Source organism: Arthrobacter sp. Y81, from assembly GCF_002929335.1.
Taxonomy (GTDB): Bacteria; Actinomycetota; Actinomycetes; order Actinomycetales; family Micrococcaceae; genus Arthrobacter.
Map to the genome: position 1 here is coordinate 69,375 of NZ_PJIL01000017.1, position 23,824 is coordinate 93,198.

At 65.1% G+C, this 23,824-nt stretch carries 23 protein-coding genes; 18 read left to right on the plus strand and 5 right to left on the minus strand.

Going from position 1 to position 23,824, the window contains the following annotated elements:
* The 13 genes from ftsW (at position 1) to dnaE (ending at position 14,869) form a co-directional block, all read left to right on the plus strand.
* A complete protein-coding gene (ftsW, locus tag CXQ91_RS19220; protein ID WP_104175485.1) occupies positions 1-1,374 on the plus strand; it encodes a putative lipid II flippase FtsW in 1,374 nt (457 codons plus the stop codon).
* Between the two features lie 6 nt (positions 1,375-1,380).
* The gene (gene murG, locus CXQ91_RS19225) at positions 1,381-2,481 is read left to right on the plus strand and encodes an undecaprenyldiphospho-muramoylpentapeptide beta-N-acetylglucosaminyltransferase (protein WP_104175486.1); all 1,101 of its coding nucleotides are present in this window, start codon (positions 1,381-1,383) and stop codon (positions 2,479-2,481) included.
* Positions 2,478-3,881, plus strand: coding sequence for a UDP-N-acetylmuramate--L-alanine ligase (gene murC / locus CXQ91_RS19230; protein ID WP_104175487.1), 1,404 nt, complete (start codon positions 2,478-2,480; stop codon positions 3,879-3,881). The genes murG and murC overlap by 4 nt, the downstream gene beginning before the upstream one ends.
* Positions 3,874-4,746, plus strand: a complete 873-nt coding sequence (locus CXQ91_RS19235) for a cell division protein FtsQ/DivIB (RefSeq protein WP_104175488.1) — start codon at positions 3,874-3,876, stop codon at positions 4,744-4,746. Before murC ends, CXQ91_RS19235 begins: the two co-directional genes overlap by 8 nt.
* Positions 4,747-5,020: 274 nt before the next feature.
* Positions 5,021-6,244, plus strand: a complete 1,224-nt coding sequence (gene ftsZ, locus CXQ91_RS19240; protein ID WP_104175489.1) for a cell division protein FtsZ — start codon at positions 5,021-5,023, stop codon at positions 6,242-6,244.
* A 46-nt stretch (positions 6,245-6,290) separates the two neighbouring features.
* Positions 6,291-7,010 (plus strand): polyphenol oxidase family protein, encoded by a 720-nt coding sequence (locus CXQ91_RS19245; RefSeq protein ID WP_104175490.1) that lies wholly within the window; start codon positions 6,291-6,293, stop codon positions 7,008-7,010.
* Positions 7,007-7,753, plus strand: a complete 747-nt coding sequence (locus CXQ91_RS19250) for a YggS family pyridoxal phosphate-dependent enzyme (RefSeq protein WP_104175491.1) — start codon at positions 7,007-7,009, stop codon at positions 7,751-7,753. The genes CXQ91_RS19245 and CXQ91_RS19250 overlap by 4 nt, the downstream gene beginning before the upstream one ends.
* An 88-nt stretch (positions 7,754-7,841) precedes the next feature.
* On the plus strand, positions 7,842-8,378 hold the full coding sequence (locus tag CXQ91_RS19255; protein WP_104175492.1) for a cell division protein SepF: 537 nt from the start codon (positions 7,842-7,844) through the stop codon (positions 8,376-8,378).
* 117 nt (positions 8,379-8,495) lie between these two features.
* The gene (locus tag CXQ91_RS19260; protein ID WP_104175493.1) at positions 8,496-8,783 is read left to right on the plus strand and encodes a YggT family protein; all 288 of its coding nucleotides are present in this window, start codon (positions 8,496-8,498) and stop codon (positions 8,781-8,783) included.
* 174 nt (positions 8,784-8,957) lie between these two features.
* The gene (locus tag CXQ91_RS19265) at positions 8,958-9,656 is read left to right on the plus strand and encodes a DivIVA domain-containing protein (RefSeq protein WP_104175494.1); all 699 of its coding nucleotides are present in this window, start codon (positions 8,958-8,960) and stop codon (positions 9,654-9,656) included.
* Positions 9,657-9,789: 133 nt separating this feature from the next.
* Positions 9,790-10,356, plus strand: a complete 567-nt coding sequence (lspA, locus tag CXQ91_RS19270; protein ID WP_104175495.1) for a signal peptidase II — start codon at positions 9,790-9,792, stop codon at positions 10,354-10,356.
* A complete protein-coding gene (locus CXQ91_RS19275) occupies positions 10,349-11,275 on the plus strand; it encodes an RluA family pseudouridine synthase (RefSeq protein WP_104175496.1) in 927 nt (308 codons plus the stop codon). Before lspA ends, CXQ91_RS19275 begins: the two co-directional genes overlap by 8 nt.
* 36 nt (positions 11,276-11,311) lie before the next feature.
* Positions 11,312-14,869, plus strand: a complete 3,558-nt coding sequence (gene dnaE, locus CXQ91_RS19280; RefSeq protein ID WP_104175497.1) for a DNA polymerase III subunit alpha — start codon at positions 11,312-11,314, stop codon at positions 14,867-14,869.
* 99 nt (positions 14,870-14,968) lie between these two features.
* Here the strand turns inward: dnaE and CXQ91_RS19285 are convergent, their stop codons facing one another.
* A complete protein-coding gene (locus tag CXQ91_RS19285; protein WP_251042894.1) occupies positions 14,969-15,427 on the minus strand; it encodes a flavin reductase family protein in 459 nt (152 codons plus the stop codon).
* Positions 15,428-15,608: 181 nt separating this feature from the next.
* Here CXQ91_RS19285 and CXQ91_RS19290 point away from each other — a divergent pair, with 181 nt between their 5' ends.
* The 3 genes from CXQ91_RS19290 to nrdR all read left to right on the plus strand — a co-directional run bounded on the left by CXQ91_RS19290 (position 15,609) and on the right by nrdR (position 18,329).
* Positions 15,609-16,253, plus strand: coding sequence for a hypothetical protein (locus CXQ91_RS19290; RefSeq protein ID WP_104175499.1), 645 nt, complete (start codon positions 15,609-15,611; stop codon positions 16,251-16,253).
* A gap of 95 nt (positions 16,254-16,348) precedes the next feature.
* A complete protein-coding gene (gene hisD / locus CXQ91_RS19295) occupies positions 16,349-17,725 on the plus strand; it encodes a histidinol dehydrogenase (protein WP_104175500.1) in 1,377 nt (458 codons plus the stop codon).
* Positions 17,726-17,834: 109 nt separating this feature from the next.
* Positions 17,835-18,329, plus strand: a complete 495-nt coding sequence (nrdR, locus tag CXQ91_RS19300; protein WP_104175501.1) for a transcriptional regulator NrdR — start codon at positions 17,835-17,837, stop codon at positions 18,327-18,329.
* Between the two features lie 73 nt (positions 18,330-18,402).
* Here nrdR and CXQ91_RS19305 read toward each other — a convergent pair whose 3' ends face one another.
* From CXQ91_RS19305 to map, 3 genes are all read right to left on the minus strand, one after another.
* A complete protein-coding gene (locus CXQ91_RS19305; RefSeq protein WP_104175502.1) occupies positions 18,403-19,161 on the minus strand; it encodes an SDR family oxidoreductase in 759 nt (252 codons plus the stop codon).
* Positions 19,162-19,177: 16 nt separating this feature from the next.
* Entirely contained in the window at positions 19,178-19,981 is an 804-nt protein-coding gene (gene ppgK / locus CXQ91_RS19310; RefSeq protein ID WP_104175503.1) for a polyphosphate--glucose phosphotransferase, read from the minus strand.
* A gap of 73 nt (positions 19,982-20,054) precedes the next feature.
* Entirely contained in the window at positions 20,055-20,933 is an 879-nt protein-coding gene (gene map / locus CXQ91_RS19315; RefSeq protein ID WP_104175504.1) for a type I methionyl aminopeptidase, read from the minus strand.
* 125 nt (positions 20,934-21,058) lie between these two features.
* On the opposite strand from map, the gene CXQ91_RS24565 reads away from it, so the two are divergent.
* Complete coding sequence (locus CXQ91_RS24565) at positions 21,059-21,223, plus strand: SPOR domain-containing protein (RefSeq protein ID WP_146072382.1); 165 nt, start codon at positions 21,059-21,061, stop codon at positions 21,221-21,223.
* Between the two features lie 64 nt (positions 21,224-21,287).
* Here CXQ91_RS24565 and panB read toward each other — a convergent pair whose 3' ends face one another.
* Positions 21,288-22,193 (minus strand): 3-methyl-2-oxobutanoate hydroxymethyltransferase, encoded by a 906-nt coding sequence (panB, locus tag CXQ91_RS19320; protein WP_104175505.1) that lies wholly within the window; start codon positions 22,191-22,193, stop codon positions 21,288-21,290.
* A 290-nt stretch (positions 22,194-22,483) separates the two neighbouring features.
* Between panB and glnA the strand changes: the two genes are divergently transcribed.
* A complete protein-coding gene (gene glnA / locus CXQ91_RS19325; protein WP_104175506.1) occupies positions 22,484-23,824 on the plus strand; it encodes a type I glutamate--ammonia ligase in 1,341 nt (446 codons plus the stop codon).

The window sequence follows — 23,824 nt, forward strand, 5'->3', positions numbered from 1 at the left end:
ATGGTCAGCACGCCCACCCGTGCCCCGGCTGCCAAACAGCGGGGCGCAACGCGGCCCCCGGCGTCGTCGCGGACAGCCAGGACGGCCGGGTCCAAGCCAAAGGTTCAGGCGTCCGGGAGTGCCGGGAAGGGCCATGTGCCCCCGCTGGCGAAACTGCGCAGCGGGTACCGGAGCTTCTGGGCAAAGCTGGAAGGAACCGGAAAGTCACGCAACGGTTCCACTTACTACCTCATCCTTGGCTCCACCCTCGCGCTCACAGCCATCGGCATCATGATGGTGCTTTCCGCGTCCAGCGTTGAAGCCATTGCCGCCGGCGAGTCGCCGTACACGGCCGCGCTCAAGCAGGGCATGTTCGCCGCCATCGGGGTCTTCCTGATGTTCGTTCTTTCGCGCGTCAATGTTGTCTGGCTCAAACGGCTCGCCTGGCCGGGGATCGCCGGGGCTTACGTCCTCCTGGTCCTCGTGCTCCTGATCGGTACGAGCACGAACGGCAACCAGAACTGGATTGAGTTCGGCGGCATCACCTTCCAGCCCTCAGAGGCGGCCAAACTGGCGCTGGCGCTCTGGATGGCCACGGTCCTTGCAGTGAAGGCCAAGCTGCTCCACCGCTGGCAGCACGTGGTGGTCCCGGTCCTTCCCATCGCCGCCGGCATCATCGGCCTGGTCCTGGCAGGAAACGACCTCGGCACAGGCATGATCATCATGATGATCATGGCCGCTGCACTGTTCTTTGCCGGGGTTCCGCTGTACATGTTCGGCATTGCGGCTTTGGTTGCCGTGGCCGGGGCCGGGTTCATGGCCGTCACCAGTTCAAACCGGATGTGCCGCATCACGTCCTGGTGGACCGGAAACTCCTGTGGCGAAGGCATTGATGCCAACTACCAGTCAACCAACGGGCTGTACGGCCTGGCCTCCGGCGGCTGGCTGGGCGTCGGCCTTGGCCAGAGCCGGCAGAAGTACAGCTGGATCCCCGAAGCCCACAACGACTTCATCTTCGCGATCATCGGCGAGGAACTCGGCCTCGTGGGCACCGTCGTCGTGCTCATTCTCTTCGCCATCCTGGGTGCTGCGATCTACCGCGTGGTGGTGGCGCAGGAGGATCTGTTCCACCGGGTCCTTGCCGGGACCATCATGGTGTGGCTCCTGGGCCAGGCCACCGTCAACATGTCCGTGGTCACGGGCCTCGTGCCCGTCATCGGAGTGCCGCTCCCATTCATTTCCTATGGCGGATCGGCCCTGCTGATGTCACTGTGTGCCGTCGGCGTAGTGTTGTCGTTGGCACGGGCACAGATGGCGCCAAGCGTCCAGCCCAAACGGATGCTCAAGTTCCGCACCAAGGGCGGACGCCCACACTCCACACGAAAGCGTAAATAGCACTTAATGAATGCCGAGCCTTTGTCAGTAGTCCTCGCCGGCGGCGGAACGGCGGGGCACATCAGTCCCCTCCTGGCCATAGCGGCCGCGTTGCGGGAAGTGCGCCCGGAGGTCCGCCTCCTGGCCGTGGGAACCCCGAGCGGGATGGAGACCAGGCTGGTTCCTGCGGCCGGCCTGGAACTGGCCACCATCAGCCGCGTGCCGTTTCCGCGCAAGCCATCCCTTGATCTGCTGCGGCTCCCGGGACGGCTGGCCGGTGCTGTCAGGCAGGCCGGAAAAATCCTCGACGACGCTGAAGCCGACGTCCTGGTGGGCGTCGGCGGCTACGTGTGCACACCGCTCTATCTCGCCGCCTGGCGGCGCAACATCCCCATCGTTATCCATGAAGCCAACACCCGGGCCGGCCTGGCCAACAAGGTAGGCGCCCGCTTCAGCCGCCACGTTGCCGTTGCCTTCGCCGGCACGAAACTCCGCGGGGCGAGGCACGTCGGCATGCCGATGCGCAGGGAAGTCGCCGCGCTGGACCGCGCCGCCGCGCGGCAGGCGGCACGTGAGCTGCTGGGGCTGGACCAGGACAGGCCAACGCTCATTGTCACCGGCGGCTCATCCGGTGCGCAGAGCATCAACCGGACGATCTCGGCGTCCGTGGAAGCCCTGGCCGCGGCAGGTGTCCAGACCCTCCATATCACCGGCAAAGGCAAGACAGTCCCCGACGCCGATGGCAAGCCCCTCGCCGCGGACGGCTACCGCCAAGTGGAGTATGTCGACGGCATGGAGAACATTTACGCGGCGGCCGACCTCCTGCTGGGCCGTGCGGGCGCAGCCACGGTCTGCGAGACCGCTGCCGTGGGGGTTCCGGCGGTCTTCGTTCCGCTCCCGATCGGCAACGGCGAGCAGGCCCTGAACGCTGCCGGCCCCGTAGCGGCGGGCGGGGCGCTGGTCGTGGACGACGCAGCGTTCACGCCCGAATGGGTCAGCAAAGTGATCGTCCCCTTGCTGTCCGATCCGGCCCGGCTGGCCACGATGGCGTCGAAGTCCGAAGCCCTGGGTATCCGAAATGCCGATCGCCAAATGGCTGATCTTGTCCTGGAAGCAGTAAGCAAATGACCACATCCACCGCAGGCTCCGGTATGAGGAGCCAGGAATCCCTGGGCCGCGTGCACTTCATCGGCATTGGCGGCGTGGGCATGTCCGCCGTTGCCCGGATCATGGTGGCCCGCGGTATCCCGGTCACCGGCTCCGATGCCAAGGACCTGCCCGTCATGGCCGACCTCGCCGCTGCCGGTGCGGGCATCTTTGTGGGCTATGAGGCCGGAAACCTGGGAACCGCCCAGACGGTAGTGGCCGGCTCTGCCATCCGCGCCGACAACCCTGAGCTCCAGGCCGCGCATGCCGCCGGGCTGCCGGTGCTCCACCGCTCGGAGGCCCTGGCTGCAACCATGGCGGACGACCGCGTGGTCACGGTGGCCGGAACGCACGGCAAATCGACCACGACGTCGATGATCACGGTCCTGCTGCAGGGTGCCGGCCAGGATCCCACTTTTGCCATCGGCGCCAATGTTCCGGCGCTGGGCGTCAACGCCGCCAGCGGCACGTCGGACATCTTTGTTGCCGAGGCTGACGAATCCGACGGATCGTTCCTCAACTACCGTCCGCGGATTGCCGTGGTCACCAATGTGGAACCCGACCACCTGGACTACTACGGCACCGCCGAAGCCGTGTATGCCTCGTTTGACCGCTTTACCGAACTCCTGCCGGCCGACGGCGTCCTGGTGGCCTGCGCCGATGATTCCGGCGCCCGTGCCCTCGCTGAGCGAACCATTGCCCGGGGCAACACCAGGGTGGTGCTCTACGGCACCGCAGAGGATTCGCGGCTGCGGCTGCACGACGGCGGACCCGGTGATGTTTGGGTGTCCACTCCTGCGGGGAAGTTTGCGCTGGAGCTCCAGGTCCCCGGCCGGCACAATGCGCTCAACGCCGCAGCGGCATTCGCCGTGGCGCTGGAGCTCGGCGTCGCGCCAGAAGCGGCATCGGCTGCACTGGCGGGGTTCTCCGGTGCGTCACGCCGTTTTGAGTTCAAGGGTGAGGGGCGGGGCGTGCGGGTCTATGACGATTACGCGCACCACCCTACGGAGGTCCGGGCGGCGCTGGCCGGGGCACGGTCCGTGGCAGGGAACCACAAGGTGCACGTGCTGTTCCAGCCGCACCTGTTTTCCCGCACCCGCGAGTTCGCGGCCGACTTTGCCGAAGCTCTCAACACCGCAGACACCGCCCTGGTCTTGGACATCTATCCGGCCCGGGAAGACCCGATTCCGGGCGTCAGCAGCCAACTGATCGGGGACCGGCTGTCTGGCGGCGGGCGGCTCGTGTCCGCCGAAGACGCAGTCCGTGCCATCGTGGCGGACGCGGCCCCCGGCGACATTGTGCTCACGGCCGGCGCCGGCGACGTCACGGCCTACGGCCCGCTGATTGTGGAGGCCCTGCAGGCAGAGGCGCCCGGTGGCTAGCACCCGCCGGCCGAGCTACAAGACCAGCGGCCCGGCGTCGAAAGGCAAAGCCGATCCGGGCAGCGGACGCGCGGACGTGATCTCCGCGTCCAGGGCCGCGCCCGCCGCCGAAGGCAGCGTCACCAGTGCTCCTCCGGCGCCGGATAACGTCCTGTCCTTTCCGGAGCTCAAAGGCAAACGGATCCGCCGCAACATCATCCTTGCTGCGTGCATCGCAGCGGCGCTGGTCGCGGGCCTGCTCGCAGCGGCCGTCTACTCGCCCGTGTTCGCCGTGCAGACCGTCTCGGTGGACGGCACCAAAATGCTGACGCCCGAGCAGGTGCAGGGGGCGCTGGAACCTCTGCACGGCAAGCCGCTGCCCCAGGTGCACGACGACGAAGTCAGGCAGCTGCTGGAGCCCCTTGTCCAGGTCAAGGAAGTGACCACGGAGGCGCGGCCGCCGTCGGTGCTGGTGGTCCACATCCGCGAACGCACCCCGGTCGCCCTGGTGAAGCAAGGGGAAGTCTTCCAGCTGGTCGACGTCGACGGCGTGCAGCTTGGCACCACCGCGGATCCCGCCAGCATCCAGCTGCCGGTGATCGACGGCGGGGCAGGAGTGATCGGCAAGGACCTCTTCAAGGCCATCACGGGAGTGCTGGCCGCACTGCCTGCCGACGTGCTCGCGAAGCTGTCCGATGCCTCCGCAAAGTCCGTTGACGCCGTCGAACTCAAACTGGTGGACGGACAGACAATTGTCTGGGGAAATGCGGGGGAGAAGGAGCTCAAGGCGAAGGTGCTCGAAGCCCTGCTTAAGGCGCCCGCGGACCCGAAAAACCCCGTGCAGGTCTACGATGTCAGCGTGCCGCGGCATCCCGTGACACGATAGTGGACGAAATCCCGGGATTAGCACCGGGACGAGCATTCACGCGCGCTGTGCAACCAGCCGGCCGGCAGCAGTGGTCCAAGGCGATTTCCGCTCTATTTAGCGGGTATTCCCACGACACGCGGTGCCGGTCATTGAATGTCTCAGGCATAGGAAATAGCGTCACAGCATGAGTTACTTGACATAACTATAACCCTCAAGTCGAAGGTTAAGGTTAGAACTTTCAAGCAGGACTCCATCAGTTTTCGCAATAGGACACGAACAAGGGACACGTAACGTGGCAGCTCCGCAGAATTACTTGGCCGTCATCAAGGTCGTCGGCATCGGCGGCGGTGGCGTGAACGCAGTCAACCGCATGATCGAGGTCGGTCTTCGCGGTGTCGAATTCATCGCAATCAACACCGATGCCCAGGCCCTTCTGATGAGTGACGCAGACGTCAAACTTGACGTCGGACGCGAGCTGACCCGGGGTCTTGGCGCAGGCGCGAACCCCGAAGTGGGCAAGCAGGCGGCAGAAGACCACGCTGACGAGATCGAAGAGGTCATCCGCGGCGCGGACATGGTCTTCGTGACGGCCGGCGAGGGCGGCGGCACCGGCACGGGCGGCGCCCCTGTGGTTGCCCGCATTGCACGCTCGCTCGGCGCCCTCACCATCGGTGTTGTCACACGCCCGTTCACCTTCGAGGGCCGCCGTCGTGCCGGTTCCGCCGAGGCGGGCATCGACGCCCTCCGCGACGAAGTCGACACCCTGATCGTGATCCCCAACGACCGCCTGCTGTCCATCAGCGACCGCAACGTCTCTGTCCTGGATGCATTCCGCTCCGCTGACCAGGTCCTGCTGTCCGGTGTCCAGGGCATCACCGACCTGATCACCACCCCGGGCCTGATCAACCTCGACTTCGCGGACGTCAAGTCCGTGATGCAGGGTGCAGGCTCCGCGCTGATGGGCATCGGCTCGGCGCGGGGAGAGGACCGGGCAGTCAAGGCCGCGGAACTCGCCATCGCGTCGCCCCTCCTTGAAGCATCGATCGACGGCGCCCACGGCGTCCTCCTGTCCATCCAGGGCGGCTCTGACCTCGGCCTCTTCGAGATCAACGAGGCGGCCCGCCTGGTGCAGGAAGTTGCCCACCCGGAGGCCAACATCATCTTCGGCGCCGTCATCGACGACGCCCTCGGCGACGAGGCCCGCGTGACCGTGATCGCAGCGGGCTTCGACGACGTCAAGGCGACGTCGCCCTCCATGGACCAGTCACTGCCGCAGGCCGCCCCCCAGCGTCCCGCCGCGCCCGCCTCCGCGCCTGCCCCCGCGCAGGCGCCGGCACAGCATGTCCAGCCCGTGCACGCCGGCATCGGGGCGTCGGGCCTGAGCAACTGGGGCCAGCAGCGCCCCTCCGCCGTCCCCGCCGACTCGGGATTCGACGTCGACCTTCCGTCCGTCGTGGAGCCGGACCTTTCGGGCAGCCGCTCGGATGACCTGGACGTCCCCGACTTCCTGAAGTAAAAATCGGCTGGACGCTTTGTCAGCTAGTCAGTTAGCGGTGTTTTGATTGTTTTGGTGGCGAACCGAGGTCCGGCCTGGCGTCTGGGTGGCATTCACCGACGCCAAGGCCGGCAACCTCGCCCTGCATGTGGGCGACGATCCGGCTGAAGTGCGTCGCCGGCGGGAACTCCTTGAAGCGGAGGTTGGCCTGACGGCGGGCAGCTTCCAGTACATGAACCAGGTGCACGGCAATGCCGTGGCCTATATTGGCGACGCGGCAGGCAGCACAGCGGCAGGCAGTCCGTCGGCAGGCGGCCCCACTGCGGACGCGATGGTGTCCGCCGGCCGTCCGCTTGCCGTGATGGTGGCGGACTGCGTACCCGTGGTCCTTGCCGGGGAGACATCCGGGGGACGTCCGGTCCTGGGCGTGGCCCATGCGGGCCGGCCGGGTGTTGCCGGCGGCGTGATCCCCGCAACACTGGCGCGCATGCGTGCCGAGGGGGCTGAAGGCATTCGGGCCTGGATCGGTCCGTCGATCTGCGGGTCCTGCTACGAGGTGCCGGAAGGCATGCGTGCGGACGTGGCGGCGGCCGTACCGGCAACCTGGGCCACAACATCATGGGGCACTCCCGGCCTTGACCTTCCGGCGGGGGCACGCAGCCAACTGGAAGCCGACGGCGTCACCATGGAGTACTCCGGGCCGTGCACCCTCGAAAACGAGGAGCTGTTCTCCTATCGCGGCAACCCGGACACCGGACGGTTCGCCGGGCTGGTGTGGACCACATGAGCGAGCACCGCGACGTGACGGCGGCAGACGACCCGCGCCTGCTCGAACTCCAGGGGCGCCTGGCCGCGGTCCGGAACCGAATTTCCGCTGCCACGGAAGCCGCCGGCCGGCACGGCAACCCGCCGGAACTGATCGTAGTGACCAAATTCCACCCCACCGATGACGTGCGGCGGCTGGCAGCCCTGGGTGTCACTGATATGGGGGAGAACAGGGACCAGGAAGCATCGGACAAGGCAGCCCGGCTCAGCGACCTTGGGCTCCGGTGGCATTTTGTCGGCCAGCTGCAGAGCAACAAGGCCAAGTCCGTGGTGCGGTATGCCCACGCCATTCATTCCGTGGACCGGCCGCAGCTGGCAGCAGCGCTCGCCCGGTCCATCGCCACGGAGCAGGACCGGACCGGCCGGGACCCGCTCGAATGCTTCATCCAGGTGAGCCTCGATGACGACGCCGGCAGCCACCGCGGCGGCGCGAGCCGCTTGGACGTGCCGGCACTGGCGGACCAGCTGGCCGGATCGCCGGGGCTTGTACTTGCCGGCCTGATGGCAGTGGCTCCGCTCGGTTCCGATCCGGATGCTGCCTTCGGCAGGCTGGCCGAAATTTCGGCGCAGCTGCTGAAGGACCACCCCTCTGCTTCCGGCATTTCCGCGGGCATGAGCCAGGACCTCGAATCCGCTGTCAGGGCAGGTGCGACACACCTGAGAATTGGCTCGGATATATTGGGTTCGCGTCCTGCGTTGCGGTAGCGTCAAAGCATTGGAAGAGAATGGCGGGGATTCCAATACTGTCAAGTCAACTCAGCGGCCCGCTTACGGACACGATTAGGAGTCGACCATGGCTGGCGCTCTGCGCAAGACAATGATCTATCTTGGGCTCGCCGATGGCGATGAACACTACGAGTCTGAGCACCACACACCGCATAGGGACGAGGACGATTCAATGGAGCATGACCGCGAGGAACGCCGGGCACCGGCGCCCGTCCGCGAGGTCGCCCGGGAAACTCCGAATCCACACGCCGCCGAAGAGGAATATCGCGCACCTGTGACACCTATCAAGCGCGCGGCCTCGAGCCGCGAAGAGACCACCGGACTCCGCCAGATCACCACGATCCACCCGCGGTCCTACAACGATGCCAAGCTGATCGGCGAAAGCTTCCGTGACGGCATCCCCGTCATCATGAACGTCACGGACATGGGCGAGGCCGACGCCAAGCGTTTGGTCGATTTCTCGGCCGGGCTCGTGTTCGGCCTCCGCGGCAGCATCGAGCGGGTCACGAACAAGGTTTTCCTGCTGTCGCCGTCGTACGTAGAGGTCATCGGTGACGACAAGAAGGTCAGCGAGACCCAGGCCAGTTTCTTCAACCAGAGCTAGCACCGGACTTACGCGGATGCCAGGCAGGACACCTGTCTGGCATCTGTGCTGAAATAGATAAGAACGTCAACAGGGCACTTCGGTATCCGGAATGAACATGGAGATATGAGTTAAGTCATGGGAATTGTTTTCGGACTTGTCTATCTCGCTTTGTTATTCGTATTTGTGGCATTGATCATCCGTCTGGTCTTCGACTGGGTGCAGATGTTTGCACGTGAGTGGAGGCCGCGCGGGGCCGCTTTGGTGGCTGCCCACACTGTCTACTCCGTCACAGATCCGCCCCTGAAGGTGCTGAGGCGCCTTATTCCGCCCCTGCGGCTGGGCGGCATTTCGCTGGATCTCGGGTTTTTGCTGTTGTTCATCGCTATCAGCGTGGCTATGGCAATCGTGAGGTCTTTCGCGTAATTTTCATAACAGCTTGCGGCGCAGTAACAGGGCGGGAAACCGTCATCCACAGCATCGCGTAGAAACTCCGGTTTGACACCTCAGTGTTGAATTAGAGGAACCAGACCATATTTAGGTACCGTAGTTTTGACGGCCGGAAGGCCTACTGACTAACTAGACCAACGAGGTGACCAGATGGCTTTGACGCCAGAAGACGTTGTCAACAAGCGCTTTCAGCCGACCAAGTTCCGCGAAGGCTACGACCAGGATGAAGTTGACGACTTCCTGGACGAAATCGTCGTCGAACTGCGCCGCCTGAACCAGGAGAACGACGAGCTTCGCAAGAAGCTTGCCGAGGGTGGCTCCGGCACGCCTGCCAGCTCCGCAGTAGCGGCGCCGGTAGTGGAAAAGGTCCCTGCACCGGTCAAGGCCGAAAAGGACGAGACCCGGGCCAAGGCGGAAGCCGAGGCCAAGGCCGCTGAAGCCAAGAAGAAGGCTCCCGAGCCGGCAACCGCTCTTGCCGCAGTTCCCGCCGCGGCATCCCCTGCTGTGGCTAACCCGACGGCCGAGTCGGCTGCCGGTCTCCTCGCCATGGCACAGCAGATGCACGACAAGCACGTCGCCGACGGCCAGCAGCAGAAGGACAAGATCATCGCCGAGGCGCAGATCGAAGCCAGCAGCCTGGTCAACGACGCGCAGGAGAAGTCCCGCAAGATCCTCGGCGCCCTGGAACAGCAGCGGTCCGTCCTGGAGCGCAAGGTGGAGCAGCTGCGCGGCTTCGAGCGCGACTACCGTTCACGCCTGAAGGCCTACATCGAAGGCCAGCTCCGCGACCTGGACGCCCGCGGCTCCGTAGCGGCCCCTGAGGTCGGCGACGGCAGCCCCGCCGTTTAGCAAGTATTCTGAAAGCCGGTGGCTGAGGACTCCTCGGCCACCGGCTTTTGCCATTAACCGCCACCGGTGCGACCACCGGCCGGCATGAGCACCTTCCTTCCAGTCCCGGGACTGGCTCCTGAATGAAAGCTTTATGACAGACGAAACTGCATCTGCCGCAGCGCAGCCAACACCGACGCAAGCCCGGCCGCGAAAGGCGGCCCTGCTCACGCTCTTCGCCGGCTTCGCTGTTTTCGCCTACGTTTTCGATCAGCTCACCAAACTCTGGGTCACCAGCACCATGGTGGAGGGGGAGCGGATACCGGTGGTGCCCCCGCTGCTGCACTGGTACTACATCCGGAACTCGGGTGCTGCGTTTTCCATCGGCGAGAATGTCACCTGGGTGTTCACCATCATCATGGCCGGCGTTTCGATCGCCATTCTCTTCCAGCTGCGCAAGCTCGGATCCGCCTGGTGGGCCCTGGCCCTCGGCCTGCTCCTTGGCGGCGCGCTGGGAAACCTCACTGACCGGCTGTTCCGCGAACCGTCGTTCGCCATGGGCCATGTGGTGGACTTCATCCAGCTGCCCAATTTCGCGATCTTCAATATTGCCGATTCGGCTGTTGTCTCCGCCGTCGTGATCATCTGCCTGCTGACGCTCCGGGGAATCTCCCTTGACGGTTCACGGCTCCAGAAACCGGCGGAGGACCACAATGCCTGAGAAATTCATTGTTCCTGAAGAGCTGGCCGGCACGCGCGTGGATGCGGGGCTCGCCCGGCTGATGGGCATCTCCCGTTCGCAGGCGGCAACGCTGATCGCTGAAGGAAACGTCAGCTCCGGCGGGAAAGCCGTGGGCAAGTCCCTGAAGCTCGCGTCCGGCACCGTGCTGGATGTTGTTGTTCCCGAACGGCGGGACCCCCTGGAAGTCGTGGAGGAAGTTGTGGAAGGCCTTAAGGTACTGCTGGACGACGAGGACTTCGTGGTCATCGACAAGCCGGTGGGTGTGGCCGCGCATCCGTCCCCGGGCTGGGTGGGACCCACCGTTGTGGGCGGCCTCGCCGGGCTGGGGTACCGGATCTCGACGTCGGGCGCACCGGAACGTGCGGGCATTGTGCACCGACTCGACGTCGGCACGTCCGGGGTCATGGTGGTGGCCAAGTCGGAACGGGCCTATACGGCGCTCAAGCGGGCATTCAAGGACCGTACGGTGGACAAGGTGTACCACGCAGTGGTCCAGGGACTCCCGGATCCCCTCGCGGGCACCATCGATGCACCCATCGGCCGTCATCCCGGCCATGACTGGCGCTTCGCCGTCCTTGAAGACGGCCGCGATTCCGTGACCCACTACGAAGTCATGGAGGCCTTCGGCAAGGCATCGCTCGTGGAAGTCCACCTGGAAACCGGCCGGACCCACCAGATCCGGGTGCACTTCTCCGCCCTGCGGCACCCGTGTGCGGGAGACCTGACGTACGGGGCGGACCCGCGCCTGGCCGCCACGCTGGGACTGACCCGGCAATGGCTGCACGCCAGGCAGCTCGGCTTCGACAGTCCCCGGACCGGGGAACGGGTGACAGTGACCAGCGAATACCCCCAGGACCTGGCCTACGCACTGGAGATTCTTGCCTCCGGGCAGGCCTGAGCCGGAACTGTCGCCGCTCGGCACTAGAATGGTCCGGTGACTTCCAGCAACGACTCGTTTGTCCATCTCCACAACCACACCGAGTACTCGATGCTGGACGGCGCCGCCCGGCTCGGAGAGCTCTTCGATGAAACCGAGCGGCTGGGCATGCCCGCCCTGGCCACCACGGACCATGGCTATCTCTTCGGCGCCTTCGATTTCTGGAAGAGGGCCACGGACAAGGGCATCCGGCCGATCATCGGCGTCGAAGCCTATGTGACTCCCGGAACCGCCCGCGGTGACAAGAGCCGGGTGCGCTGGGGCGAGGAAAGCCAGCGCAAGGACGACGTCTCCGGCGGTGGTTCCTACACCCACATGACCCTGCTGAGCTATAACAACGTGGGCATGCGGAACCTGTTCCGCGCCTCGTCGATCGCGTCATTGGATTCGGTCTTCGGCAAATGGCCCCGGCTGGACCGCGAGCTGCTGAACACATACTCGGAAGGGCTCATCGCCACCACCGGCTGCCCGTCCGGTGAAGTCCAGACCCGGCTGCGGCTCGGCCAGTACCGCGAAGCGCTTGAGGCTGCATCGGAGTTCCGTGACATCTTTGGCGCGGAGAACTACTTCTGCGAGCTCATGGACCACGGCCTGGATATCGAGCGGCGTGTCACCGGCGACCTGCTGCGCCTGGCCAAGGACCTGAACCTGCCGCTGGTGGCCACCAACGACCTGCACTACACGCACGAGCACGATGCGAAGGCGCACGAGGCCCTGCTGGCCATTCAGTCGGGTTCCACCCTCCTGGAGCCGACCTACGACAACGGCGGTTCACGCTTTGCCTTCTCGGGCAGCGGCTACTACCTGAAGTCACCGCAGGAAATGCGCGAACTTTTCCGCGACCACCCGGAGGCGTGCGACAACACGCTCCTGATCGCCGAGCGCTGCGAAGTTTCATTCAACACCGGTGCCAACTACATGCCCCGGTTCCCCTGCCCGGAAGGGGAGGACGAGACGTCCTGGCTGGTCAAGGAAGTGGACAAGGGACTCCAGTACCGCTACCCCCAGGGCATTCCGGACAAGGTCCGCACGCAGGCCGACTATGAGTTGGAAGTCATTACCTCCATGGGCTTCCCTGGCTACTTCCTCGTGGTTGCCGACTTCATCAACTGGGCCAAGAACAACGGCATCCGGGTTGGTCCCGGACGTGGCTCGGGTGCAGGCTCCATGGTGGCGTATGCCATGCGCATCACCGACCTTGATCCGCTGCACCACGGCCTGATCTTCGAGCGGTTCCTCAACCCGGACCGTGTCTCCATGCCTGACTTCGACGTCGACTTCGATGACCGGCGCCGCTCCGAAGTGATCGACTACGTCACGCGCAAATACGGCGACGAACGTGTAGCGATGATCGTCACCTACGGCACCATCAAGACCAAGCAGGCACTCAAGGACTCATCGCGTGTGCTGGGCTACCCCTTCAGCATGGGCGAGACGCTGACCAAGGCGCTGCCGCCGGCCGTGATGGCCAAGGACATCCCGCTGGCCGACATCCAGAACAAGGAAGCCAAGCGGTACAGCGAAGCCGGTGACTTCCGCCAGCTCATCAGCACTGACCCCGAGGCTGCCAAGGTTTTCGAGACGGCACTGGGCATTGAGGGCCTGAAGCGGCAATGGGGCGTCCACGCCGCCGGTGTCATCATGTCTTCGGACCCCATCATCGACGTGATTCCGATCATGCGCCGCTTCCAGGACGGCCAGGTCATCACGCAGTTCGACTATCCGACGTCCGAAGGCCTCGGCCTGATCAAGATGGACTTCCTCGGCCTGCGGAACCTGACGATCATTTCGGATGCCCTGGAAAACATCAAAATGAACCGCGGCATCGACCTGGACCTCGAAACCCTGGAACTTGACGACACCGCGTCCTACGAGCTCCTCGCCCGCGGTGACACCCTGGGCGTGTTCCAGCTCGACGGCGGTCCCATGCGTTCGCTGCTCAAGCTCATGAAGCCTGACAACTTCGAAGACATCTCCGCGGTGCTGGCCCTGTACCGGCCGGGACCCATGGGCGCCAACGCGCACACCGACTACGCGCTGCGCAAGAACAAAATCCAGGAGGTCATCCCGATCCACCCGGAACTCGAGGAACCGCTCTCCGAGATCCTGGGTGGCACCTACGGTCTGATCGTGTACCAGGAGCAGGTCATGGCCGTGGCGCAGAAACTCGCCGGCTATACGCTCGGCCAGGCCGACATCCTGCGACGCGCCATGGGCAAGAAGAAGAAATCCGAGCTGGACAAGCAGTTCGCCGGCTTCTCGCAGGGCATGCAGGACAACGGCTACTCCATGGCCGCGGTCAAGACCCTCTGGGACATCCTGCTCCCGTTCTCCGACTACGCCTTCAACAAGGCGCACTCGGCCGCCTACGGCGTGATCTCCTACTGGACCGCATATCTGAAAGCCCACTATGCGCCGGAGTACATGGCGGCCCTGCTGACCTCGGTGGGCGACGACAAGGACAAGTCGGCGATCTACCTCAACGAATGCCGGCGGATGGGCATCACGGTGCTGCCGCCCGACGTCAACGAGTCAGCCCTCAACTTCACCCCTGTGGGCAATGACATCCGCTTCGGGATGGGCGCCATCCGCAACGTCGGCGTGAACGCCGTCGAAGCGATGGTGGCGGCGCGCGAAAAGGAAGGTGCCTACACCTCCTTCAAGGACTACCTCATGAAGGTACCCGCTGTGGTCTGCAACAAGCGCACGATTGAGTCACTGATCAAAGCAGGGGCGTTCGACTCCCTGAACCACCACAGGCGTGCGTTGGCCATGATCCATGAAGAAGCGATCGACTCCGTCATCACCCTCAAGCGCAACGAGGCGATCGGGCAGTTCGACCTGTTCGCCGGCTTTGACGAAGCCGAATCCGAGGCATCCCTGAGCATCGAGATCCCCGACCTCCCCGAGTGGGAGAAGAAGGACAAGCTCTCGTTTGAACGCGACATGCTCGGGCTCTACGTCTCGGACCATCCACTGCAGGGGCTCGAAGGCCTCCTGAGCCAGCACGCCGACCAGTCCATCACCTCCGTCATCGCGGAGGACGGCCCGCACGACGGCGCCATCATCACCATCGCGGGCATGATCACCTCGCTGAGCCGACGGATCGCAAAGGCCAGCGGCAACGCCTATGCCCGGGCGGAGATCGAAGACCTGGGTGGCTCAATTGAGGTCATGTTCTTCGGCCAGGTGTACGGTCCTATCGCGTCCGTGCTGGCCGAGGACCTGGTCGTCGTGGTCAAGGGCCGGCTGCAGCGCCGCGACGACGGCGCCGTCGCGCTGAACTGCATGGAACTGTCCGTGCCGGACCTCAGCGAAGGCCTGAACGGCCCCGTGGTCATCACCATGCAGACGCACAAGGCCACCGAGGCCGTGGTGACGGAACTCGGTGATGTGCTCCGGACTCACCGCGGCAATTCGGAGGTCAGGCTGCACCTGCAGGGCGACACCCGCGTGGAGGTCATGGCCCTGCCGGTGCACCTGAGGGTCAACCCCAGCCCGTCACTTTTCGGCGACCTGAAGGTGCTCCTCGGCCCGACCTGCCTGGACAACTGATGGTGAGGGAGTTAGCGGGAGGCAGCCGCACCAGTCCGCAGTTCTTCGAACCGGGCTTGTCCCTTCCCTGCCCTCGTAGGGTCTTGCCCTGGTAGGGACCTAGATTTCGTAGTCGAGCGGGACGGGCTGGCTGTAGGAGCCCGAGTGGTAGAGCAGCGGCGAGCCGTCCTCGCCCACCTGGCCCTCCACGACCTCCACCACCACAACGGCGTTGTTCTCAAAGGAGAGGCGCATCTGGATCTTGCCGATCAGCCAGCCGGCTACGTCTTTGAGGATGGGCACTTCGTGCGGTCCGAGCTCCCAGTGGTCACCCTCGAACCGATTCTTGGTGCGGGCGAAGCGGTCGGCGAGTTCCTGGTTCTCCAGCCCGAGCATGTGGACGCCGATGTGGGTGGTGTTGGCCACCGCGGGCCATGAACTGGAGCTGCGGGCCATGTTGAATGTGAAGCGCGGCGGCTGCGCGGACAGTGATGCCACGGAGGTGGCCGTGAAGCCGTACGGGACGCCGTTGTAGTTCACCGTGATAATTGCCACGCCGGCCGCGTGCCGGCGGAACATCTCCTTGAACGTGCCTTCGAAGGCTGCGTTGTCTGAGGTCACTGTGATCTAACTCCCTGCTAAAACTGTTGTTTGTTGCGTCCTGCATGCCAGCGTATGGGCGCGCCCTGAAGTGGCCGTCACTTATTTACCCGCCGCGTCATTTGTTTAACCACGGTGAACGTTTGTTAATGTTTGTTTCATGACACAGCCACCAGGCAACGGCCCGGTTCCACAGAATCCGAAGCATTCCAGGGATGCCGGCAGCCCACCCGCCTATGGTGAACTTTACCGCGCGGAAGGCGATTCGGATTTCGGCGGGAGCGGCCGGACGGCCTGGTCCGGCGAGGACTCCGGCCCTGGAAACGGGGAACCGGCGGCGTGGCGGCGGCCCGCAATCATTGCCGCTGCCGGGCTTCCCGCGGGACTTCTGTGGTGGCTGCTGGCGCCGGGCGGCCTGAACCTCTTGACCCGCGACCCCGCCCTGGCCACCGGCACGAATGCCGAAGGATGGCTGCCGCGGGATCTGGTGCTGGCCGGCCTGTTCCTGCTGGCCGGCTGCCTGACGGGATTCCTCCTCAACGGGAAACGAACCGGCGCTCCGGCGCCCGGAACCGTGGTTCTCGCCGTGATCGGAGGGGCGCTTGGCGCCGTTATCGCCTGGCAGGCCGGCGTGCTGGCAGGGCAATGGTGGGGCCCGGCCGAGGATACTGCCCCGAACGCCAGCATCGCCTTCTCACTCCGTTCTTACGCCGTCCTGGCAGTATGGCCCGCAGCCGTGGCCATCTCAGTGTTTGTGGTGAACCTGCTCAGCCTCCTGGGCAAACCGCCGGTACAGGACAACTAGCCCGCCCGCTGGCGGGGGAGGCCGCCCGTTAGGAGCCTGACCCACGCGGACTTAACACTGAACAAAGCTCTCCCCGCGGCACGTAAAATGGGCTGGTGACCACTTCCCCGGACAGCCCCGCACAGACCACCACGACGGCCATCAGCTACCGCACCATTGATTTGCGCGGCCAGCGGCTCTCCCTGGCCGGGCTCCGCGCTGCTGTTCCCCGCGCCCGGCTCCAGACCATGGCGGACGCCGAGCAGAAGGTCACGGACATCATCACCGCGGTCCGCGCCCGGGGCTTCGCTGCGTTGAGCGAGCTCGCGAAGGCGTTCGACGGCGTCGAGCAGGAACACCCCAGGGTGCCCGCCGCCGCGCTGCGCGCGGCACTGGAGAACCTCGACCCCGCAGTCCGGGCCGCCCTGGAAGAATCCATCAACCGCGCGCGCAGGTTCGCCGACAGCCAGCGGCCGGCAAACATCGACGTCGAACTGGGCGAAGGCGCCGTCGTCAGCCAGAACTGGGTGCCGGTGGGCCGCGTGGGGCTTTACGTCCCCGGCGGCCTGGCGGTCTACCCGTCGTCGGTCATTATGAACGTAGTTCCCGCGCTGGCGGCCGGCGTTGCATCCATTGCCTTGGCGTCGCCGCCCCAGAAGGACTTCGGCGGACTCCCGCACCCCACCATCCTGGCCGCTGCTGCGCTGCTTGGCATCGAGGAGGTGTACGCCATCGGAGGCGCCCAGGCCATCGCGGCGTTCGCCTACGGTGTTCCCGCGGAGGACCCGGAGGCAGCCCTGGATCCGGTGGATGTGGTGACCGGGCCGGGTAACATTTTCGTGGCGACGGCCAAGCGGCTCGTCAAGGGTGTGGTCGGCATCGATTCCGAGGCAGGTACCACGGAAATCGCCATCCTGGCGGACAGCGGGGCCCGTCCGTCGCTGGTTGCGGCCGACCTTATTAGCCAGGCTGAACACGACCCGAACGCGGCGTCGGTCCTCATTACCGATTCCGAAGCCCTCGCCGAGGCCGTTCGCGCGGAACTCGAGGTGCAGGCGGGACTCACCAAGCACTCCGACCGGGTGCGGGAGGCTTTGTCGGGCCCGCAATCGGGCGTGGTGCTGGTGGACGACCTGGAACAGGGAATCGCCGCCTGTGATGCCTACGCCGCGGAGCACCTCGAGATTATGACGGCGGATGCACCGGCCGTTGCGGCACGCATCCGCAACGCGGGAGCGATCTTCGTGGGGGACTACAGCCCCGTGAGCCTGGGGGATTACTGCGCCGGTTCCAACCACGTGCTGCCCACCAGCGGCACGGCTGCTTTCTCCTCCGGCCTGAACGTCACCACGTTCCTTCGCGCCATCCAGGTGGTCAACTACAGCAAGTCGGCCCTCGAAAAGGTCAGCGGGCACATCGTCAGCCTCTCCGGGGCAGAGGACCTTCCGGCCCACGGCGAGGCCGTGACGGCACGGTTCGCCGGCGACGCCTAACCACTACATGTAGTAATTACAGGCTTGTTATTCAGCTACATCTAGTCGTAAACTGAGGTTGGAAGAATGTATTCCGGCCAATCGAAGTTCGGCAGGGGAAGGAAACAACGTGTATTGTCCGTTTTGCCGCAACCCTGATTCCCGCGTCGTGGACAGCCGGATGGCCGACGACGGTTCCGCCATTCGCCGCCGCCGGCAGTGCCCGGAATGCGGCCGCCGGTTCACTACTGTGGAAACCACCAGCCTCACCGTCATCAAGCGCTCCGGCGTCGGCGAACCATTTAGCCGGAGCAAGGTGATCAACGGGGTCCGGAAAGCGTGCCAAGGCCGGCCCGTGACCGAAGACGACCTCGCCATGCTGGCGCAGGAGGTCGAGGAAACCATCCGGGCCTCGGGCGCCGCCGAAATCGACGCCCACGAGGTGGGCCTGGCCATACTCAGCCCGCTCCAGAAACTGGACGAAGTCGCGTACCTCCGCTTTGCGAGTGTGTACCAGGCATTCGAATCCCTGGAGGACTTTGAGACGGCCATCTCCATCCTTCGCCATGAAGCGGAAGTTGAAGCGAAGGCCAAGGGCCAGAACTCAGAGAAGAGCCCGCTCTAGACTCCGGTGGTGGCAGCGGAGGGGAAGCCGACGCCACCACCGGCACCACCCCCCAGAGGGGGAACGGCCGCGGTCAGCGGCCGCCGGCAACAGGCAGTACGGCTCCCGTAACGTAGCCGGCTTCGCCTGACAACAGCCACATCACCGCCGCCGCCACCTCATCAGGCTCAGCGGCACGGCCCATGGGGATCGTCGGATTCAGGCGTTCCACCCGGTCAGGCATTCCCGCCGCCGCGTGCAGCCCGGTGTTGGTGCTTCCGGGCGCGACGCTGTTGACGCGGATTCCCTGCGCGGCGACCTCCGAGGCCAGACCGACGGTCAGCACATCCACGGCTCCCTTGGACGCGGCGTAGTGCGCCCAGGTGCCCGGGGACCCGGCCTTTGTGGCAGTGGATGAGATGTTCACGATGGACCCGCCGGGCCCGCCCGCGCCGGTGCTGAGTCTTCGCACGGCTTCCTGGCAGACGTAGATGAGGCCGGAGACGTTGACGTCCATGACGCGGCGGACTGTGGCCGCCGGCACGTCCGCGAGATTGCCGATCAGGTTGCCCGTGATACCGGCATTATTAATGACGGCGGTAACGGGGCCCAAACCGGCTGCCCGGTCAAACATCGATCCAACGGCAGCCGGATCGCTGACATCTGCCTGGTGGGCCAGCGCATCCCCGCCGCACACACGGATTTCCCGCACCACTGACGCGGCACCGGCGGCGTCGGCGGAGTAGTTGACCAGCACGGCGTATCCGGCTTCCGCCGCGCGGAGGGCGATCGCGGCGCCGATTCCCCGGCTTGCCCCGGTGACAATGGCAACACCCCTGCCTGCGGCAGCCACGGAATCGGCGCCCGGCCTATTTGGCCAGTTTGTGCGTCAGTGCGACCTCGATCGCGGCGCCGACAATCCCGGCGTCGTTCTTGAGTTCGGCCGGCACAATCGGCGTACGCAGTTTCATGTGCGGCAGGTACTCGTCGGCGCGCTTGGAAATGCCGCCGCCGACGATGAACAGTTCAGGGGAGAAGAGGAACTCGACGTGGGAGAAGTAGCGCTGCAGGAGCACGCTGTATTCGGTCCAGCTCAGGCCGTCCCGCTCACGGGCCACGGCGGACGCCTTGCTCTCCGCGTCAAAACCGTCAATTTCGAGGTGTCCGAGTTCGGCGTTCGGGACCAGCTTGCCGTTGAAGATGAAGGCGGAGCCGATGCCTGTTCCGAGCGTAATCACGAGGACCGTGCCCGAGACGCCCTCTCCGGCGCCGTAGCGGGCCTCGGCGAGGCCGGCGGCGTCGGCGTCGTTGATGACCTCGACCGGGCGGCCCAGGCGCTTCGTCAGCAGGGCGTCAATGTCCGTGTTGAGCCAGGACTTGTCCACGTTGGCTGCAGAGTGAACCACACCGTGCTGGATGATGCCCGGGAAGGTCACGCCGATCGGGGAATCCAGGGCAGGAGCGTCCGGCCGTGCGTTGAGCTCCTCGACGACCGTGGCCACCGTTTCGGCAACGGACTCCGGCGTGGCCGGCTGCGGCGTAGGAACGCGGAAGCGGTCCCCTACGAGCTTGCCCTTCTTGAGGTCGACAATGCCGCCCTTGATTCCGGTGCCGCCGATGTCAATGCCGATCAGCGGGGCGTTCTTGGTTGACTTGTCGTCCTTCTTGGCCAATGTGATTCCGTTCGTGGCTGGTGTCGGGCAATGGGCGTAGCGGGTAAAGGTGCCGGCGGGGCCGGCCGGGAAATCAGGGCAGAGTGAGGATCTCAGCGCCCGACTCGGTGACGAGCAGGGTGTGCTCGAACTGGGCCGTGCGCTTGCGGTCCCGGGTCACCACGGTCCAGTCGTCAGCCCACATGTCCCACTCGACCGTTCCCAGCGTCAGCATCGGTTCAATGGTGAACACCATGCCCGCTTCCATGACCGTGTTGTACGCGGGAGCTGCGTCGTAATGCGGAATGATCAGGCCGGTATGAAACGCCTCGCCAACACCGTGGCCGGTGAAATCCCGGACAACACCGTAGCCGAAACGTTTGGCGTAGGACTGGATGGCGCGGCCGATGACGTTTATTTCGCGTCCTGGAGCAACAGCTTTGATGGCGCGGTTGAGCGATTCCTGGGTGCGCTCCACGAGGAGCCGCGATTCTTCGTCGACGTCGCCAACCAGGAAGGTGAAGTTGGTGTCGCCATGGACCCCGCCGATGAAGGCGGTGATGTCGATGTTCAGGATGTCGCCGTCCTGGACCACCGTGCTGTCAGGTATGCCGTGGCAGATCACTTCGTTCAGTGACGAGCACAGCGATTTGGGGAAGCCCCGGTAGCCCAGCGTCGAGGGATACGCATGGTGGTCGAGCAGGAACTCATGGCCGATCCTGTCCAGCTGGTCCGTCGTAACGCCGGGCCGGATGTGTTTGCCAACCTCCACGATGGCCTGGGCCGCGATCCGGCTGGCGACCCTGATCTTCTCGATGGTCTCGGCGGACTTTACTTCCGAGCCGGTGAACTTCTCCGGACCAGGCTTGCCCACGTACTCGGGGCGGGGAATTGATGCCGGGACCGGCAGCTGCGGGCTGACGGTTCCGGGGACCAGAGTGCCGGTGGGTGCAGTCGAGGCAAGAGAAGGCATAGATTGATCATATAAGGCGGCATGGAAGCCCATGTAACGGAAAGTCCCATCGGAACCCGACGGAGCTTTACGTTACGTGGATCACTCTCGGCGGGCAGGGAGCCTGCAGAATGCGAGGAGCAGCGATGACCGAGTACTGGTACAACGTCAAAACCCACGAGGTGGAAGAAGACGCCATGTCCGACTGGACCCAGCTGATCGGACCGTACAAGACGCGCGCGGAAGCCGAGCATGCCCTGGAGAAAGTCAAGGCACGCAATGAAGCCTGGGAAAAGGGCGACGAGGATTAGGCTGCGCTAGCAGCCCGCACCTCGAAACGCCGGCCCCCGTACGGGTGGAGGGGCCGGAGGCTGGCTAGAACGAGTGCTCGGGGCCGGGGAACTGGCCCGTCCGGACGTCGTCGCCATACGCCTTCGCCGCGTTGCTCAGCGACGTGCGCAGGTCGGCATACTGCTTGACGAACTTGGCCATCTTGCCGCCGCGAAGCCCGGCCATGTCCTGCCAGACCAACACCTGGCCCGTGGTGGTGTTGCCGGCGCCGATGCCGACGGTCGGAACGGAAATTGCAGCGTCGACGGCGGCGGCGGTGGCGGCCGGAACCATCTCCATCAGCACGCTGAAGGCACCGGCGTCAGCGAGGGCCACGGCGTCGTCGATAAGCCGCTGTGCATCGTCGCCGCGGCCCTGGACCCGGTAACCGCCCAGGGAATGCTCGCTCTGCGGCGTGAAACCGATGTGCGCCATGACCGGAATGCCGGCCTGGACCATGGCCCGGACGGTGCCCGCATAAAACTTGCCGCCTTCAATCTTCACGGCATGCGCGAGGCCTTCCTTCAGGAAGCGGACGCCGGTGGCGACTGCCTGCTCGGCTGACACCTCGTAGCTTCCAAAGGGAAGGTCCGCGACCACCAGGGCCCGTTTGGCCGACCGTGCAACGGCCCGGCATAGCGGCAGCAGTTCGTCCACTGTGACCGGGAGGCTGGTTTCGTTGCCGAAGACGTTGTTGGAGGCGGAGTCGCCGACCAGGAGCACCTCGATGCCCGCTTCGTCGAAGATCTCGGCCGTGTACTGCTCGTAGGCCGTGAGCATCGCAAAATGCTCACCGTCTTCCTTGGCCTGCTGCAGGTGGTGGGTCCGGATTCGGGCCGCCGGCTTCCTGCCGGTGGCCGGCGTCGTTGCGGCTGGCTGGGCGGGGCCGTTGCCGTAGGGAGCAGGTACTTCAGCGGACATGCTGGAATCGGAACTGTTGCTTGTGGCCATGGCTAGAGCGTAATGCGGTACTGTGCGTCCTAGCTACCGGGCGGCCTGCCGTTGCCGGTGAATCGCGTCACAAAATGGTGTCCTGACGGCTGCCTGGCGCCGTCCTGAGGGGGCCGCCGCGGGGCAATTGCCCGGTGCTGCGGGGCACGGTGCGTGTTAACGCTGTGTTACGCGGACCTCCGGCTCCAACATTCGGCGGGAATGCTTAGTAAAGTGAATCGTGAGCTGCCGCCGGCTCTAAGGAATACGGACCCGGGGCTTCAAAAAGTTGATCCGGAGAAGAGGCCATAATGGACCGCCAGCAAGAGTTTGTCCTGCGGACGATCGAAGAGCGCGACGTGCGGTTCGTGCGTCTGTGGTTCACGGATGTCGTGGGTTCACTCAAGTCTGTTGCGCTTGCCCCTGCCGAAGTCGAGGGTGCCTTCGAAGAGGGCCTGGGCTTTGACGGCTCCGCGATTGAGGGCCTGGCCCGCGTGTTCGAATCGGACATGCTGGCACAGCCGGATCCCTCGACGTTCCAGATCCTGCCGTGGCGCGGGGAAACGGAACAGACCTCGCGTATGTACTGCGACATTCTGACGCCCGACGGCGAGCCCTCGGCCGCCGACCCCCGCAACGTGCTCAAGCGCACCCTGGCAAAAGCCGCGGACATGGGCTTTACCTGCTACACGCATCCGGAGATCGAGTTCTACCTGCTGAAGTCGCAGGAGCCCGGTCCGGACGGTTCGCCCATCCCCGTGGACGAGGGCGGCTACTTCGACCACGTCCCGGGCGGGGTCGCGCAGGATTTCCGGCGCACCGCAGTCACCATGCTGGAGTCCGTGGGCATCTCCGTGGAGTTCAGCCACCACGAAGCCGGGCCCGGCCAGAACGAGATCGACCTCCGTTACGCTGACGCCCTCCAGACCGCGGACAACATCATGACGTTCCGCACCGTCATCAAGGAAGTGGCCCTGCAGCAGGGCACGTACGCCACCTTCATGCCCAAGCCGTTCACGGCCCACCCGGGCTCCGGCATGCACACGCACTTCTCGCTCTTCGAAGGCGACACCAACGCCTTCTACGAAGCCGGCGCGGAGTTCCAGCTGTCCAAGACGGCCAAGCAGTTCATCGCGGGCATCCTCAAGCACGCCCCCGAATTCACGGCCGTGACCAACCAGTTCGTGAACTCCTACAAGCGGCTCTGGGGCGGCGGCGAAGCTCCGAGTTACCTGAGCTGGGGCCACAACAACCGCTCCGCACTGGTGCGCGTCCCGCTGTACAAGCCGGGCAAGGGCCAGTCCGCCCGCATCGAGTACCGCGGCATCGACTCGGCAGCCAACCCCTACCTCGCCTACGCCGTGCTGCTTGGCGCCGGACTTAAGGGCATCGAAGAAGGCTACGAGATCCCCGCCGCAGCCGAAGACGACATCTGGTCGCTGAGCTCGGCCGAGCGCCGCGCCATGGGCCACGATCCGCTGCCCGCCAGCCTGCACGACGCCATCCGGGCCATGGAGGATTCCGAGCTCATGCCGCAGATCCTCGGTGAGCAGGTCTTTGAGTACTTCCTGCGCAACAAGCGCGCCGAATGGCAGGACTACCGTCTCCAGGTCACGCCCTACGAGCTGCAGCGTAATCTCGGCATCCTCTAG

What these genes read in the sequence shown, in the direction of transcription:
- CXQ91_RS19255 (WP_104175492.1), top strand. Translation starts at nt 7,842, where the DNA reads ATGGCTGGCGCTCTGCGCAAGACAATGATCTATCTTGGGCTCGCCGAT.
- ftsW (WP_104175485.1), top strand. Translation starts at nt 1, where the DNA reads ATGGTCAGCACGCCCACCCGTGCCCCGGCTGCCAAACAGCGGGGCGCA.
- CXQ91_RS19275 (WP_104175496.1), top strand. Translation starts at nt 10,349, where the DNA reads ATGCCTGAGAAATTCATTGTTCCTGAAGAGCTGGCCGGCACGCGCGTG.
- lspA (WP_104175495.1), top strand. Translation starts at nt 9,790, where the DNA reads ATGACAGACGAAACTGCATCTGCCGCAGCGCAGCCAACACCGACGCAA.
- map (WP_104175504.1), bottom strand. Translation starts at nt 20,933, where the DNA reads ATGCCTTCTCTTGCCTCGACTGCACCCACCGGCACTCTGGTCCCCGGA.
- CXQ91_RS19250 (WP_104175491.1), top strand. Translation starts at nt 7,007, where the DNA reads ATGAGCGAGCACCGCGACGTGACGGCGGCAGACGACCCGCGCCTGCTC.
- panB (WP_104175505.1), bottom strand. Translation starts at nt 22,193, where the DNA reads ATGGCCACAAGCAACAGTTCCGATTCCAGCATGTCCGCTGAAGTACCT.
- CXQ91_RS24565 (WP_146072382.1), top strand. Translation starts at nt 21,059, where the DNA reads ATGACCGAGTACTGGTACAACGTCAAAACCCACGAGGTGGAAGAAGAC.
- glnA (WP_104175506.1), top strand. Translation starts at nt 22,484, where the DNA reads ATGGACCGCCAGCAAGAGTTTGTCCTGCGGACGATCGAAGAGCGCGAC.
- CXQ91_RS19265 (WP_104175494.1), top strand. Translation starts at nt 8,958, where the DNA reads ATGGCTTTGACGCCAGAAGACGTTGTCAACAAGCGCTTTCAGCCGACC.
- murG (WP_104175486.1), top strand. Translation starts at nt 1,381, where the DNA reads ATGAATGCCGAGCCTTTGTCAGTAGTCCTCGCCGGCGGCGGAACGGCG.
- CXQ91_RS19285 (WP_251042894.1), bottom strand. Translation starts at nt 15,427, where the DNA reads ATGTTCCGCCGGCACGCGGCCGGCGTGGCAATTATCACGGTGAACTAC.
- murC (WP_104175487.1), top strand. Translation starts at nt 2,478, where the DNA reads ATGACCACATCCACCGCAGGCTCCGGTATGAGGAGCCAGGAATCCCTG.
- CXQ91_RS19260 (WP_104175493.1), top strand. Translation starts at nt 8,496, where the DNA reads ATGGGAATTGTTTTCGGACTTGTCTATCTCGCTTTGTTATTCGTATTT.
- CXQ91_RS19290 (WP_104175499.1), top strand. Translation starts at nt 15,609, where the DNA reads ATGACACAGCCACCAGGCAACGGCCCGGTTCCACAGAATCCGAAGCAT.